The organism is Chamaesiphon minutus PCC 6605, from assembly GCF_000317145.1.
GTDB lineage: Bacteria > Cyanobacteriota > Cyanobacteriia > Cyanobacteriales > Chamaesiphonaceae > Chamaesiphon > Chamaesiphon minutus.
In genome coordinates this window covers 1,591,158-1,606,947 of sequence record NC_019697.1, presented here as the reverse complement: position 1 = coordinate 1,606,947, position 15,790 = coordinate 1,591,158, and the positions used below count along the sequence as shown (strand labels likewise).

General features: G+C 44.2%; 14 protein-coding genes and 3 pseudogenes. 7 read left to right on the top strand and 10 right to left on the bottom strand.

Annotated elements, in window-relative coordinates; genetic code table 11:
• Positions 1-18 precede the first annotated feature (18 nt).
• The 4 genes from CHA6605_RS07360 (at position 19) to CHA6605_RS07345 (ending at position 2,911) form a co-directional block, all read left to right on the top strand.
• A complete protein-coding gene (locus CHA6605_RS07360; RefSeq protein WP_015158855.1) occupies positions 19-519 on the top strand; it encodes a thiol-disulfide oxidoreductase DCC family protein in 501 nt (166 codons plus the stop codon).
• A 171-nt stretch (positions 520-690) separates the two neighbouring features.
• Positions 691-1,062: a cupin domain-containing protein gene (locus tag CHA6605_RS07355; protein ID WP_015158854.1), complete on the top strand. Its 372-nt coding sequence runs from the start codon at positions 691-693 to the stop codon at positions 1,060-1,062.
• A gap of 159 nt (positions 1,063-1,221) precedes the next feature.
• Positions 1,222-1,449, top strand: coding sequence for a hypothetical protein (locus tag CHA6605_RS07350; RefSeq protein ID WP_015158853.1), 228 nt, complete (start codon positions 1,222-1,224; stop codon positions 1,447-1,449).
• An 88-nt stretch (positions 1,450-1,537) separates the two neighbouring features.
• On the top strand, positions 1,538-2,911 hold the full coding sequence (locus CHA6605_RS07345; RefSeq protein ID WP_015158054.1) for an IS4 family transposase: 1,374 nt from the start codon (positions 1,538-1,540) through the stop codon (positions 2,909-2,911).
• Between the two features lie 43 nt (positions 2,912-2,954).
• On the opposite strand, the gene CHA6605_RS07340 is transcribed toward CHA6605_RS07345, so the two are convergent.
• Positions 2,955-3,890, bottom strand: coding sequence for a Dam family site-specific DNA-(adenine-N6)-methyltransferase (locus CHA6605_RS07340; protein WP_015158852.1), 936 nt, complete (start codon positions 3,888-3,890; stop codon positions 2,955-2,957).
• Positions 3,891-4,076: 186 nt separating this feature from the next.
• Between CHA6605_RS07340 and CHA6605_RS35615 the strand changes: the two genes are divergently transcribed.
• Positions 4,077-4,244: a hypothetical protein gene (locus CHA6605_RS35615; RefSeq protein ID WP_232432220.1), complete on the top strand. Its 168-nt coding sequence runs from the start codon at positions 4,077-4,079 to the stop codon at positions 4,242-4,244.
• A gap of 52 nt (positions 4,245-4,296) precedes the next feature.
• On the opposite strand, the gene CHA6605_RS07335 is transcribed toward CHA6605_RS35615, so the two are convergent.
• Together CHA6605_RS07335 and CHA6605_RS07330 are read right to left on the bottom strand one after the other, a co-directional pair.
• Positions 4,297-5,769: a dihydroorotase gene (locus tag CHA6605_RS07335; protein ID WP_015158851.1), complete on the bottom strand. Its 1,473-nt coding sequence runs from the start codon at positions 5,767-5,769 to the stop codon at positions 4,297-4,299.
• Between the two features lie 166 nt (positions 5,770-5,935).
• Positions 5,936-6,814: a D-alanyl-D-alanine carboxypeptidase gene (locus CHA6605_RS07330; protein ID WP_015158850.1), complete on the bottom strand. Its 879-nt coding sequence runs from the start codon at positions 6,812-6,814 to the stop codon at positions 5,936-5,938.
• A gap of 335 nt (positions 6,815-7,149) precedes the next feature.
• Here CHA6605_RS07330 and CHA6605_RS07325 point away from each other — a divergent pair.
• Together CHA6605_RS07325 and CHA6605_RS37155 are read left to right on the top strand one after the other, a co-directional pair.
• Positions 7,150-8,292 (top strand): annotated as a pseudogene (locus CHA6605_RS07325) (NAD(P)/FAD-dependent oxidoreductase).
• Positions 8,293-8,535: 243 nt separating this feature from the next.
• Positions 8,536-9,724: pseudogene (locus CHA6605_RS37155) on the top strand (nucleoside recognition domain-containing protein).
• 27 nt (positions 9,725-9,751) lie between these two features.
• Here CHA6605_RS37155 and CHA6605_RS31415 read toward each other — a convergent pair.
• The 7 genes and pseudogenes from CHA6605_RS31415 to CHA6605_RS07285 form a co-directional block, all read right to left on the bottom strand.
• Positions 9,752-10,696, bottom strand: coding sequence for a hypothetical protein (locus CHA6605_RS31415; protein WP_015158849.1), 945 nt, complete (start codon positions 10,694-10,696; stop codon positions 9,752-9,754).
• Between the two features lie 72 nt (positions 10,697-10,768).
• Positions 10,769-12,142: an IS4 family transposase gene (locus CHA6605_RS07310; protein WP_015158848.1), complete on the bottom strand. Its 1,374-nt coding sequence runs from the start codon at positions 12,140-12,142 to the stop codon at positions 10,769-10,771.
• Positions 12,143-12,334: 192 nt separating this feature from the next.
• The gene (locus tag CHA6605_RS07305) at positions 12,335-13,066 is read right to left on the bottom strand and encodes a glycosyltransferase (protein WP_269744602.1); all 732 of its coding nucleotides are present in this window, start codon (positions 13,064-13,066) and stop codon (positions 12,335-12,337) included.
• A gap of 37 nt (positions 13,067-13,103) precedes the next feature.
• Positions 13,104-13,807, bottom strand: a protein-coding gene (locus tag CHA6605_RS32650) for an IS1 family transposase (RefSeq protein ID WP_422678764.1) whose coding sequence is annotated in 2 segments (ribosomal slippage) — positions 13,104-13,468 and positions 13,468-13,807 — 705 coding nt in all. Because the reading frame shifts where the segments join, the coding sequence is not laid out codon by codon here.
• Between the two features lie 79 nt (positions 13,808-13,886).
• Positions 13,887-14,138, bottom strand: a pseudogene (locus CHA6605_RS07295) (glycosyltransferase family 2 protein); the annotation flags it as partial.
• A gap of 18 nt (positions 14,139-14,156) precedes the next feature.
• Positions 14,157-14,756: an acyltransferase gene (locus CHA6605_RS07290; RefSeq protein WP_015158847.1), complete on the bottom strand. Its 600-nt coding sequence runs from the start codon at positions 14,754-14,756 to the stop codon at positions 14,157-14,159.
• A gap of 30 nt (positions 14,757-14,786) precedes the next feature.
• The gene (locus tag CHA6605_RS07285; RefSeq protein WP_015158846.1) at positions 14,787-15,752 is read right to left on the bottom strand and encodes a glycosyltransferase family 2 protein; all 966 of its coding nucleotides are present in this window, start codon (positions 15,750-15,752) and stop codon (positions 14,787-14,789) included.
• Positions 15,753-15,790: the final 38 nt, after the last annotated feature.

Sequence of the window (15,790 nt, the reverse complement as noted above, 5' to 3'; positions counted from 1 at the left end):
CACGCAACTAAAAGTAAAATGCTACCTCTTCAAGAAAACACCATTTCGGAACAACAAACTGCTGGATCGACATGGAAAATCAAACTACTGTTTGATGGTGCTTGCCCGCTATGTGTGAGAGAAGTCAACTTTTTAAAGCGCAAAGATGGCGATTGCGGGCTGATAAAATTTGTTGATATCGCTGCCGAAGATTACGATCCGGCTGACAACGCTAATATCGACTTTGAGACGGCGATGGGACGCATTCATGCGGTGTTGCCGAATGGAGAGATCGTTCGAGATGTAGAAGTATTTCGCCAAATCTATGATATTTTGGGTATCGGTTGGATTTATGCGGTGACTAAATTGCCTGTTATCGGCAGAGTGGCAGATATACTTTATGGTGTTTGGGCTGATTACCGCCTGCTGCTAACTGGGCGCGCTAATCTGCAAACGATCGTTGCCCAGCGTCAGCAACTGCTCAAAGATAGAGGGTTTTGTGACGATGGCTGTGCGATCGACAATGGGAGCAAATTATGATGGTTACGCAAGCTCAAATTTGATGCACATATTAGGTAGCTATGAAGTTACTCCAGTCGAACAAAATATTCGATTTACCCGTGTTTAGGCGATCTCTACTAGTGACTCGATTCAAATTATCGCAGGTCACACCAGTGAGATTCCGCCACAGCAATCTTAAAATGAGGTAATATGCCAAAATCGACGATCGAGTATTGGAACCCATTGGATCGAGCAAATCAAAGCCTGTGGAAATCGATAGCCGGGCTTGAAGAAATGGTCGAAGAACTGACTCTCAGCATAGATGTCGAAACTGGTGAATACACCCGCTTAACTCGGTTTTATCCTGGTGCTGATACGACTAGTTTCGGTGCAAAAAGTCACAACTATCCTGAAGAGATTTTCATCATTAGCGGTCGTCTTTACGATCTAGCCTTCGATCTGTGGCTAGAGACTGGTCATTACGCCAGTAGACCACCTGGCGAGATTCATGGGCCATTCAAAACCGATCTTGGTTGTGTCGTGTTGGAGATATCTTTTCCAGATCGAGTTCCGGAATGTTGATTTGGTAGGTATGACTTACTCCTGTGTAGAGATCGGTCAATTTGTTGTTTTCCACTATTCGTATATACCAAGGATTTTGTCAATATGTTATCGAATTCTATACAAGCCTTTAACCGTAATCAAACCTATCAAAAGTACGATCGAGATAACTACGTTTAGATGATGGTAACTAGAAAAGGATCGCTCAAGCCGATTGATGTGCCAATTGATGTTTTAGATCGACTTAATTCCGGCGCAATTGAAACTGTCAACTTAGCGGAGTGTCTGGCAGTCGATTTTGGGATTTTAATGGGTCAGGTTGTTCCAGAATTGGCAAGTGTCACTAAAAATCGCATTCCACCATCTGATGGGATTACCAAGCGAATGGCGGCTATGGGGCATTCGTGACAAGTTAAGAAAATCAGAGATTTGTCAAAAGGGTAATAAAAAGATGCCAAACTGTTTCTAGTCAAGAGTTTGAGGGAATAGAGGCCTGATGACCAGCCGCCGAAGAAGTAACCGCGACCACGCCAAAAAGAACCACCAACCAGGTGTGGAAGATGAGATCATCGCCGCTCAAGTAGAGGCTTTATTGACACCAGCAATTTTCAATCAAAGTCATTACTACCGACAATTAGGGCTGAGAAATCGGCTGTTAAATTTACCCTTGATGATGGCAGCAGTGCTGACGCTACTGTGGCGGAATGTGCCAGGAGTCAGAGAACTAAGCCGAATGTTAGGGCGAGAAGGATTTTTGTGGTGTGAGCCAACACAAGTAAGTCAACAGGCGATTGCACAAAGATTTCTGACCTTTCCATCTGAGTTATTTGAGAGAGTGTTTAAGGAATTACTGCCAGAATTTAGAGTGAAGTGGCACCAGAGAAAACAGCGATTGTTGCCACAAAGCATTGAATTTGCTCAAGCAAAATTTGAGCGGATTTGGGCATGTGATGGCTCCACATTGGAAGCGATATTCAAGAAATTAGATAGCTTATCTGATGTGCCAATCGGACAACTAGCGGGAAAAATGGGAGTAGTCATAGATTTGGTGACGAGATTGCCGATTGAAATCTGGTTTAGAGAAAATCCCAAAGCTTCAGATGTTAATTTTGAGAAAGATATCCTGAATTTAGTAACATCGGGCACTTTATTGCTCTTGGATCGAGGCTTCTATCATTTCCAATTTTGGCAAGAATTAATTAACAGAGATATTCATTTTATTACTCGATTAAAAAAAGGTGCATCGCTACAGATAGAACGAGTATTTAGCAATAGTTATAGTATCCGTGACCGAATAGTGCGGATGGGGTCTGGCACCAAAAAGACTCCATATATAACTGTAAGATTAGTCGAAATTAAAGTGGGTAAAGTCTGGTATTCTTATCTAACTAGTGTACTCGACCCATTGAATCTTCCTCCCTATGTAGTCGCCGATTTGTACGGAAGACGGTGGCGAATTGAAGAGGCTTTTAATACTGTTAAACGATTGCTCGGGTTGAGTTATTTATGGACTGGTTCAGTTAATGGAATTAAATTACAGATGTGGGGGACTTGGCTGTTTTATGCAGTTCTAGTCGATTTAGGTGATGCTGTAGCTGATGAATTATCTCTCCCATTCGACCGCATTTCTTTAGAGATGATTTATCGAGGTCTTTATCATTTTCATGTAGCTCATCATAAAGGTTTAGCTGCCAATCCAGTCACCTATTTTGCTGCCCCAGAGAATCAAGATTTAGGTATTGTTAAAACTGTTCGTAAACCTAATGTTAAGTTAATTATTGCACCTTTTCCTGATTCTATGAGTCGAACAGACAATTTTTTCTTCGACTCATCGCCTCAAGCCCGCTTGACAAGTGCGATCGCTTCTTAACTTGTCACTAATGGTCACCGACTGACAAAGTTGCACAAAGTCATCAGGTAGCTGTTGAGAATTGTCCATGTTTTTCTAAGAGAGTCAATTGCTTTGGCGATTTGCTAATATAGCTTGTCAGATCTGCAAATTGTCGGCTGATTAAATCTGGTGATAGGTACAAAGATTCTACAGTTGTTTCATCTCTACCTAGTAGTGTTGATTGCGAAGATCTTCCAACTTCGATTTCAATTCTCTTGAGTCCTAAGCTGTCAGGTAATACCCTGCCGAAAGTTTTATTGCCTAGCCTGCCATCATAACTAATTGCAAATGCTATTCCTCTTTCGTTTAGATCTTCAAGGGCTAAAACAAAATCTTCAAAGTCAATTCCAGAGAAATATCTTGAATCTTTATTTCCACACACACCTTGATAAGGGGGATCCATATAAACAAAATCACGATTCTGGACTTGGTTTAGTACTTGTCTATAATCCAGGCATGTAAACTGACATTTGCCTTTGAGAAGTCTGGACACCCCTTCTATATTTTTTCTCACGGTTGCAGGCTGTGTTCCTTTTCGCCTTTTATCAGGGCTTTGATTAAATAATCCTGCCGAGTTATAACGAACAGCTCCTTTTACACATCGTGCTAGCAAATATAGAAACAGTTTTGGATCTTTTGTTTGATTGAATTTTGTTCTAACTTGAAAATAATGATCGATCGAATCAGCATGTTGTTCACTCCATATCTCTGCATAGGCATCTGCTATATCACTTGGATTCTCTATAATTAGCTTGAATAATTCTATCAGTGGTTTATTCAAATCGTTCAACCAAAAATTTCGGGCACTTTGTTCGGCAGCAGCAGCGATGCTAATTGCCGCAGTTCCCGCAAAAGGTTCTACCAACCTCTCTACTTGATTGGGCAGAAACCTAAGAATATCTGCCGCGAGGTTTCGCTTACTGCCCTGATATTGAACTGGGTGAGGTAGATTAGCCATCGTGACAAAAGAACAAATGAGCTTACAGGAGTTTATCACGAGATTTAGAATAGAAGGAGAAAGTGTCTGACGAGTCACATTATTTATCAAACAACTATTCAGGTAGATACTCGTAACGATCTTGCTGTCGATAGTGGTGAGTGCGATCGATCGACCAAACCGAAATCGCCGGATCGATCGGCTGAAATGTGTACCTTCATCGTTAATGGGTTGACCGTTCCGCTCAAAATGCTACTGTCCACGCCCTGGTTTACAATCAGCAAAACCCAAAGCCTCGGTGTCCAAAAAACTAGCGATAGCCATCTCCACAACTGCTTCGATCGGGTATTCAATTTCAGCAGCACGATCGATTAGAGCAGTACGAATTCGTTCGGGCAAATGCTCTAAAATAATTTTGGATGGAACGCTAGGCGTTGAATGTCAAAGCTCGACCTCGAACCTGCTGATTAAATTGACCTCGATCGTAGACCACTTGTCCGCCAACGATTGTGACCGCAGGCCAGCCTGTCAAATTCCAGCCCTCAAACGGACTCCAGCCACACTTGGTCTGTAATTCTTCGCGCAATACCGGATGGTAATTATCTAAATCTACGAGTACTAAGTCAGCATCGTAGCCAGGGGCGATGGCTCCCTTCCCGACAATTCCATAAGCCTTTGCCACCGCCGTAGACATCCATTGGGAAACTTGAGCGACAGTACATCGCCCTTGCATCGCTTGGGTAAGCATCAGCGGCAGAGAGGTTTCCACACCAGGCATTCCTGACGGCACCTTGGCAGGCTCCAGAAAAACGGTTGTAGAAGAGGCATCTTCAGCGGCTGGATTTGTGGTATTCGCCTGACCCTTTTCTGCCAGAGTATGGGGCGCATGATCGGTAGCAATAAAATCAATTACGCCATCCTGAAGTGCCTGCCACAGTACCTCATTGTCATGGGCACTCCGGATAGGGGGATTCATTTGAATCAGTGACCCCAGTTTTTGATAGTCGCCCGTATTCAGGAGCAGATGCTGCGGCGTGACTTCTGCTGTCACCCAAGCTGGCTTGTCCTGACGTAGTAATTCGGCTTCTTCGGCGGTGGAAAGGTGCAGAATATGTAACCTTCGCTGATATTTTTTGGACAGTTTGAGGGCAAGCTGGGTGGCGTTGAGTGCCGCCTGATTGTCTTGAATCACTGAATGGATGGCTGGATCGGTAATCCCAGCAAATTCCTTGCGCCGTTGGGCAATCCGGGCTTGGTCTTCGGCATGAACGGCGATCAGGCGCGTACCAGTAGCAAAAATGCGATCGAGAGAACTTTCTTCATCCACCAGCAGATCGCCATGCATCGAACCCATGAAAATCTTGATGCCAGGGGTGGGTGTCGCTGTTTGGAGATCGGGTAAGTTTTCGGACGTAGCACCGATGAAAAAACCAAAGTTCACAAAAGATTTTTGGGCAGCGCGGGTCAACTTGTCGTTGAGAGCTGTCTGATTAATCGTCAGGGGCTTGGTATTGGGCATTTCCAAGAAGGAGGTCACGCCACCACGGGCACAGGCGCGGGATGCCGTAGTGAGGTCTTCTTTATGCTCTAATCCTGGTTCGCGAAAATGCACTTGGGGGTCAATTACACCAGGTAGCAGGGTGAGCTGATGAGCATCAATGACAGTATCAGCCGTTGGCGTTGGCGTAGCCTCTGCCTGCGCAGAAGCCTCCGCTGTGCGGAATCGAGCGAGGTTTGGGCCAATCTCGCGAATCACACCTCCCTCCACCCACACATCAGCTAACTGGAAGCTCCCATCAGGGAGTAAAACTCTGGCGTTGCGGATCGATAATGTTGTGTTGGGCGATAGGGTCATGCTAAACCAGGGAATACTGCTTCCATTATAGGAACTTGCCGTCAAAAATTTGTCCTTTCATCGGAAAACTCGGTTCGGCAAATGTCGCCACCACCAGATCGGGGAGCCACAGCAGGGTGAGTTGTTTGCCTGGTTAGTTTGTGGGCGAGCGGTTAACTTACGATCGGAAATGAAATCTCCAAACCCTTAACTTCGATCGAGCCTCAATCGCTCAACCGCAGTTTTTCACCAGTGCCAAATCCAAAACCATTTCATCGATCGCCTTGGTCATCACTTTTCCCGATAATCCCGACTGATTGACCATGATACTAAATACCATTTTGCCGTAATTGGGATTGTCTAGATAGCCAGAGAGCGTTCTTACCCCTTTGAGGGTTCCGGTTTTGGCATGGACTCTACCTTGGAGGAAGGGATCTGTAAGGCGATTGCTTAACGTGCCATTCATTCCCGCGATCGAGAGCGAATCGTAGAAAATTTTATTTCCTGGTAGATTGGACATACCCCTAAGTAGATTAACAAAGGTCGTCGGTTCGGCTCGATTGCTACGGGATAAACCCGAACCATCTACCTGTCTATAGGTATCAGGGTTGACTCCCAAGGGCGCGATCGCTGTCTTGATGGCTTGAACCCCACCCATCCGGCTCAGGAGTCGATTCGCTTGTCCGTTATTACTATCGCGGTTGACCAAACCAATCGCTCGCAGCCATTCTTCCAGATCGAGCGGTGGTAGATTGGGGACATTTTGCACTGCTGCTGCGGTAGTTAGCAGTTTGATATTAGAAGCGGGGATGAGCGATATCGCTGGATTATGTTGATACAGTGTTTGTCCCGTAGCAAGGGATTGTACCAGTACGCCCCACTCCCCTTCGGCAAAGGTAGGCGCGTTGACGATCGGATCTAATACTAAGCTGAGATTACTCGGACAAATGTTCGGGCTACTAGCGATTGAGGTGTGCCTAACCTGCTGTGGTGGTGGGTTTAGGGCTGATGCCCTTCGATCTAGTGTAAAGGAACTAGCGACGATCGCGATGGCTACAAAGGCTGAGAGCAATCGGTAAAAGTAATATTTAATCTTTTGATTGAGGCGCATTCGTGAGTCTTAACGTTACTAATGAGAGCAATCTTAAAGAAGAGTTCCCTTATTTGAAGAAATATGAACTTATCTTACAGGTTCTTGAGCCGTCAGCCAAGAATATATCATAAAAATGATAATCATTCTCAAATTATTTTGCAATTTTAGCCTCATAACGCTATAAATCGAGCTATCCAGCCAATCGACAACAATGCCGACAACCCTGTTGGCGGAGCATCTGTGCCAGAGGAGCAAGCGATTTTAAGCTAGGAATCCCAATCTGAGATCTGCGATTAGGATTAAAATAAGAGAATGATTATCATTCTTGAAATTACACTTGTGTTCCCATCCTCATGAGAAAATCAGAAATCTATGATGTGGTAATTGTTGGTGCAGGTGCGGCAGGAATTGGGATGGGGGTAGTGTTGAGAGATTTGGGATTGGAGAATTTCGCCATTCTCGAACGGCATCAAATCGGCGAATCGTTTCGGCGATGGCCGCAGGAGATGAATTTTATCACTCCATCCTTTCCGGCACATGGGTTTGGGCAGCTTGACTTAAACGCGATCGCCCGTAAAACCTCCCCCGCAATTAGTTTCCGGCGCGAACACCTCAATGGTACCCAATATGCAAGGTACCTAGAAATGGTCGCCGATCGAATGAGCTTACCCGTCCATACAGGCGTTGAAGTCCAAAAAATCGAAGTATTGCCTCAATGTCGCGGGTTTGGGATTCGGGTGCCAGATGGTGTTATTCACACCCAGTTTGTGATTTGGGCAGCCGGAGAATTTCAGTATCCAAATTTGAATCCTTTTCTTGGGGCAGATCTGTGTCTCCACAATTCTCAAGTAGGCTCCTGGAGAGAACTTCAGGGGGATGAATTTACGATTTTGGGCGGGTACGAAAGTGGCATGGATGCGGCGGTAAATTTGGTAGCTTTGGGGAAAAAAGTCACAGTACTCGATTACCTCCGGTAGGCTATACGCCAACGTAGTGGCACCTGGGGCAATGCCGACCCCGATCCGAGTGTTTCGCTCTCCCCTTATACATTGCAGCGAGTCGAGTTGTGTTATTCGACAGGGCGGTTAGAACTAATTGGGGGTGCCGCAATTGAAGAAGTAACGGCGGTACCTGGTGGTTATGCCATCCATAGCGAATATGACAAGTGGATTTCGCCGACGCAACCGATTATCTGTACTGGCTTTGAGGGCAGTTTAAAACGAATTGCCCATCTATTTAATTGGTCGGATGGCTATGCCAGGTTGAACGATGAAGATGAGTCTACCATCACGCCTGGGCTATTTGTCGTCGGCCCTTCTGTGCGCCACGATAAAGCGATTTTCTGTTTTATCTACAAGTTCCGTCAACGCTTTGCGGTGGTGGCAAATTCGATCGCGCGTCGTCTGGATATCGATCCGGCTGCTCTAGCCGTCTATCGCAATGAAGGGATGTTCCTCGACGATCTCTCTTGTTGTGACAACGATTGTATTTGTTAAATCAAAAACAGCACAGCACAGCGATTGAAATCGCCGCTCATGATGCAAAGTCCGCCTACGCGGACTAAGAAATTCAGTCCCCGTGGCGGACTTTGTGACACTAGCACTGATTACCCTATGGGAACGCTCCGCGAACAACCCTTGTGCGGTACTCGAACGAAGCAAATATCCTCAACCCATTGCATAGAGTCTTCATCAGAAAAAACTGATGTTGTTTAGCTTATCAACTTTCAACTGATTACAATGCCTTTACTAACCCCACCGCTTCAAAGATCGATCGTCATTATCGGCAAAGAAAATACTGGTAAATCTCAACTAATTGCCTCTCTGACTGGAAAATCTGCCTACAGCAGCAACTTTCGTGGCTCCACCGTTGTCTGTGAAAACTATCTAGGTGATGGGGTTACATTTGTAGATACGCCGGGGATTCTTTACCGATCCACTGGTACAGGAAATCATCAAACCCATTACAGCAGCCTTATCCAGCTTACCATCACTACTCAAAGAAATCGCGATCGGGCGGTATGGATTAGTCACGATGGGGCCATTATTATTTGTCTGGGCTGTACCTACAGTCATCCTCTACGCGCTATTTTTGGGTGCATATAAAGCTAGTGGTTTAGTCGAACGCATCACGATCGCTTTGCATCCATTATTGCGCCCAGTGGGATTATCGGGACGAGATTTAGTCCGCATTCTCATGGGTTTTGGCTGCAATGTACCAGCGGTAATTAGTACCCGTGCCTGCTCTAGTTGCTCCCGCAAGACTTGTATTTCAGCGATCGCTTTTGGTTCGGCATGTTCCTACCAATTCGGTGCCACGCTGGGGGTATTTAGTGCTGCGAATCGATCGTTTCTGATAATTCCTTATCTACTTTATCTAACCTTTACAACCTTAATTTACACCCGTCTGATTGCCCCAAAATGAGCGCGTTCCGCCCAAAATCAGCTAGCGATCGAACGACGAGTTTTTCTAGAAATACCCAAATGGAGAACGATTTGGCGCGAGGCTAAGGGGACGATCGAGCAATTTCTTACTAACGCAATTCCAATCTTTTTAGTTATTTCAGCGATCGCGTCTATACTTGACTGGTTGGGCGTTTTAACTGCTCTGGGTGGACTAATATCACCAATTATGAGTTTATTTAAGCTACCTTCAGATGCGGCATTACCCGTAATTTTGGCATCGATTCGTAAAGATGGATTATTACTATTCGCCGAACCGAAAACGATCGCGGTACTATCTCCCTTGCAAATTCTCACGGCTGTTTATCTGGCGGGAGTGTTGCTACCTTGCTTGGTGACGGCACTAACGATCGCCCGCGAACAGTCGATTAGATTCGCGCTAGGATTAATGATAAGACAAGCAACTGCCGCAATTATTTTCACCTTAATTTTAGCTTGGGGTGGTCGGCTATTTTTGAGTATTTAGATCTAGCAAATCGATTAATCCCTCTCGTCAATCGGGAACGGTCACAACTTGGAGCGCACGGTAGATTTTTAGTAAATCATTTCTACACGGTTGTAACATTTTAGCGGCTGCTCGATCGGTAGACAGATAAACGACATCCCAGGCAGAGTCATCGACAACGTAAGCTCCATAGCGTTTCAAAGCCTGAATCACTGGAAAAAGATGCGGACAGGATACGCCCAATTTTTGAGGAGTAGCATCTGGTTTGAGTGCCAAACGAGAACCCATCACGAGGTTGTGATTGTTTCCACCATAAGTTTTAGCATTAGCATATTTATCGGCGCGGACGGCGGGGGCAGTAAAGCCGCGATTGTGAGAACTCAAAAATTTTCGTGCCCAGACCAAAATACCGATCGCATGTTCGATCCGCTGTCGGCGTAACGCAGCACCAGTAATATCGCCACCAGAAAGACCAGAACCACCGTGACTGCCAGAGCGATAAGCAAAAATTGGGGTGCCCGCTTGGGGGCGAGCAACACTGTTAAAACACTGGCTCTGTTTTGTGTCTTTGTTGACGGTGCAAAGTGGATTATTGGGGGTGTTGTTGCGTCCAGCATCGGCTAGCACAAAGTCGATCGGAAATCTTACTCTGTCTAGCCATTGAGTGCCGCCGACGCGTTGCTGCCAGCTAGCAGGGACATAAACATCAGTCAGGGGATCGCTATTGCTAGTAATGACGTTGTAGTTGAGATCGAACAAAGCTCCTGCTGCATTTAGCTTGGCTGATTCGTAGCGCACGCTGGCAGGGATCGGCTGTCGCCAAAACCCATCTGTCGCCGGACTAATGGTGCCATTTTTTAAAAATACTTCCGGTGCCGATCGATCTTTGACAGCCAATTGCCGATCGAATCTCTGCTCGGATGGTAGTGGAGCTAGATCGGACGAGGGCAGAAGACGCGGCTGTCTCACTCTGGCACTATTTGCTGTCAGCATCGAGCAGTCAAATTGAATGAGTCCGCAGAGTAATGTGCAAGCAATTATCCGGTTAAAGCCATTAGTGACAAGTTAAGAAGCGATCGCACTTGTCAAGCGGGCTTGAGGCGATGAGTCGAAGAAAAAATTGTCTGTTCGACTCATAGAATCAGGAAAAGGTGCAATAATTAACTTAACATTAGGTTTACGAACAGTTTTAACAATACCTAAATCTTGATTCTCTGGGGCAGCAAAATAGGTGACTGGATTGGCAGCTAAACCTTTATGATGAGCTACATGAAAGTGATAAAGACCTCGATAAATCATCTCTAAAGAAATGCGGTCGAATGGGAGAGATAATTCATCAGCTACAGCATCACCTAAATCGACTAGAACTGCATAAAACAGCCAAGTCCCCCACATCTGTAATTTAATTCCATTAACTGAACCAGTCCATAAATAACTCAACCCGAGCAATCGTTTAACAGTATTAAAAGCCTCTTCAATTCGCCACCGTCTTCCGTACAAATCGGCGACTACATAGGGAGGAAGATTCAATGGGTCGAGTACACTAGTTAGATAAGAATACCAGACTTTACCCACTTTAATTTCGACTAATCTTACAGTTATATATGGAGTCTTTTTGGTGCCAGACCCCATCCGCACTATTCGGTCACGGATACTATAACTATTGCTAAATACTCGCTCTATCTGTAGCGATGCACCTTTTTTTAATCGAGTAATAAAATGAATATCTCTGTTAATTAATTCTTGCCAAAATTGGAAATGATAGAAGCCTCGATCCAAGAGCAATAAAGTGCCCGATGTTACTAAATTCAGGATATCTTTCTCAAAATTAACATCTGAAGCTTTGGGATTTTCTCTAAACCAGATTTCAATCGGCAATCTCGTCACCAAATCTATGACTACTCCCATTTTTCCCGCTAGTTGTCCGATTGGCACATCAGATAAGCTATCTAATTTCTTGAATATCGCTTCCAATGTGGAGCCATCACATGCCCAAATCCGCTCAAATTTTGCTTGAGCAAATTCAATGCTTTGTGGCAACAATCGCTGTTTTCTCTGGTGCCACTTCACTCTAAATTCTGGCAGTAATTCCTTAAACACTCTCTCAAATAACTCAGATGGAAAGGTCAGAAATCTTTGTGCAATCGTCTGTTGACTTACTTGTGTTGGCTCACACCACAAAAATCCTTCTCGCCCTAACATTCGGCTTAGTTCTCTGACTCCTGGCACATTCCGCCACAGTAGCGTCAGCACTGCTGCCATCATCAAGGGTAAATTTAACAGCCGATTTCTCAGCCCTAATTGTCGGTAGTAATGACTTTGATTGAAAATTGCTGGTGTCAATAAAGCCTCTACTTGAGCGGCGATGATCTCATCTTCCACACCTGGTTGGTGGTTCTTTTTGGCGTGGTCGCGGTTACTTCTTCGGCGGCTGGTCATCAGGCCTCTATTCCCTCAAACTCTTGACTAGAAACAGTTTGGCATCTTTTTATTACCTTTTTGACAAATCTCTGATTTTCTTAACTTGTCACGAATGGGTTAAAGCAACGAAACATTTAGCAAATCCTCAACCTATTTCAAAATGCAGACACTTCAGCGATTGAAACCATCCTGTTTAGACAACAACCTGGCTCAAGGCATCAGCACCAACAGCCATCGTTTAATTAACCATCGCATCAAGCTTTGTCCGTAGCCTTCTAATAAAACTTGGGGACGGAACCGGACTGCTTTCCAGAATTTTCGAGTTGCTGTTTGAACTCCCGCCAAATCGTCACTAGATTGCAAATATTGTTGCGTACAATACTCATAAATCCAGGATAGGCTTTTGGGTTTGAGTGCTTGATACTTTGCTGGGGCTAACTGATAAGTTTTCGCTAGCATGGCGAGGCATTGCTGCTCGATTTCGGTGACTTTGGTTGAAGACATTGAGTGCGAAGATTGGCGATACAGAACTTGATGCTTGGGCACCCTGACAAACTGCCACTGTGCCGCTAAGCGGAGATAGAAATCCCAATCGGCACAGTGCGGAAATGTCGGATCGAATCCACCAATTTGGTCGATCGCTTGCCGACGAATCAGTGGATTTGAACCATTGGCGATGAAATTTTCTTGCAGGAGCGGAGCGTATACATCTCCCTCAAAATCAGCTATGTGGCCTGGTATCCGCTTTCCCGTTTGCTCGTAATAAAAATAATTCCAACTATAAGCGATGCCTGCCTCTGGATGCTGTTGTAAAGCCGCTAATTGCAGCTCTAGCTTGTCGGGAGTCCACAGATCGTCTGCGTCAATAAATGCCATGGCGTTGCTGAATTGATGTATGATATGGCGACCGCCGCTTAGGCGGCGCGCAAGCTTCGAGACCAAAAAAATATTCAAAATAGGATGAAATCTTTAGCTACATTTAATAGTTAGCTGAATATGGGATGGGAACATCCCAGAACTTGAGATAGTGAATTAGTAATCTAACTGAATGTGCCAGCATTTCTTTCGACTTAGAATAGCAAAGCGTCTTGCGATGAAGTCTGGCTAAATAGTGTCTAAGCCTTGTATTTTCTCCCTCTACTCTAGTCATATAAGTTTTACAAATAATCTGGTCTCCATCTGGAATAAATATCGGGTAGACTGGCCATCCATCCGTGATGTAAAAGTAGCATTTCCAGCTACTGACTAGTTCCCATAATGGCTGAAAAGTTTTTGCACTGTGGTCGCCCAGTACCCATCCTAAAATTCCTGGGTGAAAGTGATTTACTGCCGTCCAGAGCCAGATTTTGTTTTTTTTGAGCCAACAAATGTTTCTAGTTCATCCAGCTCTCCTACTTGTGGAATTATTTCTGGTGCATAAGCATTTGGGAGTAATTCACCGACTTGCTTAACCCAATTAATAATACTTGTATGATGTACTCCCTTAATTCGCTCAATTGCTCTGAAACCCATCCCATTTACATACATGAGGAGACATTCTTTTTTAATTTCTTCTCCATAACCTTGATCAGTTTGATAACAATCTATGAATTGTCTGCCGCAATCAACACAGATATGATTCTGTTTGCCTGCTTTATGCCCATTTTTATTAACACGAGTTGACTTACACTCTGGACATTCGATCGACTCTAATTTACTGTTCATTGTTTTTAGTCAACTTTACACTCGATCGTTATATCATACATCAATTCAGCAACGCCAATGCCATAAATTCTCCCGTTGCCTGGGCGATACCTCGATTGCGAGCTACTGCAACGCCACCGTTTTCATAGGAAAAAGCTTTAATCCGTGAGTCACTTAAATTCTCGATAAGATTCCAGGTTCGATCCGTCGAACCATCGTTGATGATGATAATTTCAATGTCGGCAAGAGTCTGGTTTTGAACCGAATCTACCGTTTCTAATAGGGTGCGTTCGGCATTATAAGCAGGAATAATTACAGATACAAGTGGCATAAGATGCTGATATTATTGCTATTTTTCCCAAGTCACATCATGCTTTTTCACGATCGCGGGGACACCAGCGGCCAGCGTTTTGGGAGGAATATCGCGATTTACCACTGAGCCTGCGGCAATAACGGCACCATTACCAATTGTCACCCCTTTCAAAATTGTGACATTCATCCCGATCCAAACACGATCGCCGATTTTAATTGGACTTGAAATTTTTTGATTAGAGTTAAGTTTGTGATTGTCACTGTCGCGGATCGTCACATGCTCGGAGATGGCAACATCGTAGCCAATCTCGATCGCCTCGAAGCAACATAACCTGAGATTGCTACCAATATAGCCACTACCCAAAACCAGTTTTGCATGGCGATCGATGGAGATCCTAGCTCCTGTGAAGATCGCAAAATCTCCCTGGACGAGCAGGTAAGAATCCTGTTTCATCACTAGCTGAGTCGGCAGATAAATCTCGTTCGGATACTGAATGCCAAATTCAAACCGATTTTTGCATTCGACTTTTGCTTGTTTGTTTAAATGTAAATGTACGTTTCTATAAAACCGAATCTTTTTAGAGCGTGTTTTCACGCTCATGTAAAATGTTTGGAGAGGATTAATATTTTTTAGCATTTACAGCTTCTAGATTCAGCAGGTTTCATTTTATCTTGAACTTTGCAAATTTTTCAATCTTTTAATTAAATTAATTAAAAGATTGAAATTCTCAAGTGAAAGTATTTTTATTAACAGAGTTTTAGCAATCATGCTTTGGGTGTATTTGCTGAGAACACTAACGGGAAATAGAAATATTCCCTGCCATAAATTGGATATAACTCGATCGATTTCACTAGGACGATCGCTAGTATTGATATTTCTCAAGTAGACTTCTGCATAATATTGGTAAGTATTAGCTAAACTTTGTTGCTTGAGATGCTGAAATTTCAGCGGAGCTGATTCAAATGCTCTCTCAAGTGTTGTCAGTATTTCTTCTTTCATCATGTCAATTTTTGTGGACATTGAATTGGATAAATGGCGGTAAAAAACATGGTGCTTGGAAACTAACACAAAATCCCAGTTGGCTGCTATCCGCAACCAGTAATCCCAATCTGCGGTTGTTGATGGTGGGCGAAACTCTCCCACCGACTCAATAGCTTGCTTGCGGATTAAGGGATTAGAGCCGTTTGATAGGAAATTCCAGAGCAATAAATCGGCATAGACAGCACCATTAAAAGTAGGTTCGAGGGGATATAACAATTTTCCTTCCTCGCTGATATTATAAGTCCAGCTATAAGCAAGACCTGCGCTGGGGTGTTCTTTCAAAGCCGCTAATTGCAGTTCTAACTTATCATCTGCCCACAAGTCATCGGCATCAAGAAAGGCAATAAACTCACCCTTAGACTTACAAATACCTCGATTTCGAGCCATCGATACTCCACCATTGCTATAGGAAAAGACTTTTAAGCGATCGTCCTCAATAGTTTTTAGGAGATCTAGAGTGCGATCGGTCGATCCATCATTGATAACAATAAGTTCAAAATCTGCAAATGTTTGTTGTCGAACAGATGCGATCGTTTCAAGGATTGTACGTTCGGAATTATAAGCAGGAACGACGATAGAGATGACTGGCATGGAAATTTACTCCAACTTTCTATAAATAATATCTGCCT

Coding starts and splice junctions, on each gene's coding strand:
- CHA6605_RS07350 (WP_015158853.1), top strand. CDS start 1,222: ATGATGGTAACTAGAAAAGGATCGCTCAAGCCGATTGATGTGCCAATT.
- CHA6605_RS07355 (WP_015158854.1), top strand. CDS start 691: ATGCCAAAATCGACGATCGAGTATTGGAACCCATTGGATCGAGCAAAT.
- CHA6605_RS07340 (WP_015158852.1), bottom strand. CDS start 3,890: ATGGCTAATCTACCTCACCCAGTTCAATATCAGGGCAGTAAGCGAAAC.
- CHA6605_RS07285 (WP_015158846.1), bottom strand. CDS start 15,752: ATGCCAGTCATCTCTATCGTCGTTCCTGCTTATAATTCCGAACGTACA.
- CHA6605_RS07310 (WP_015158848.1), bottom strand. CDS start 12,142: ATGACCAGCCGCCGAAGAAGTAACCGCGACCACGCCAAAAAGAACCAC.
- CHA6605_RS07330 (WP_015158850.1), bottom strand. CDS start 6,814: ATGCGCCTCAATCAAAAGATTAAATATTACTTTTACCGATTGCTCTCA.
- CHA6605_RS07290 (WP_015158847.1), bottom strand. CDS start 14,756: ATGCTAAAAAATATTAATCCTCTCCAAACATTTTACATGAGCGTGAAA.
- CHA6605_RS35615 (WP_232432220.1), top strand. CDS start 4,077: ATGTGTACCTTCATCGTTAATGGGTTGACCGTTCCGCTCAAAATGCTA.
- CHA6605_RS07360 (WP_015158855.1), top strand. CDS start 19: ATGCTACCTCTTCAAGAAAACACCATTTCGGAACAACAAACTGCTGGA.
- CHA6605_RS31415 (WP_015158849.1), bottom strand. CDS start 10,696: ATGCTGACAGCAAATAGTGCCAGAGTGAGACAGCCGCGTCTTCTGCCC.
- CHA6605_RS07345 (WP_015158054.1), top strand. CDS start 1,538: ATGACCAGCCGCCGAAGAAGTAACCGCGACCACGCCAAAAAGAACCAC.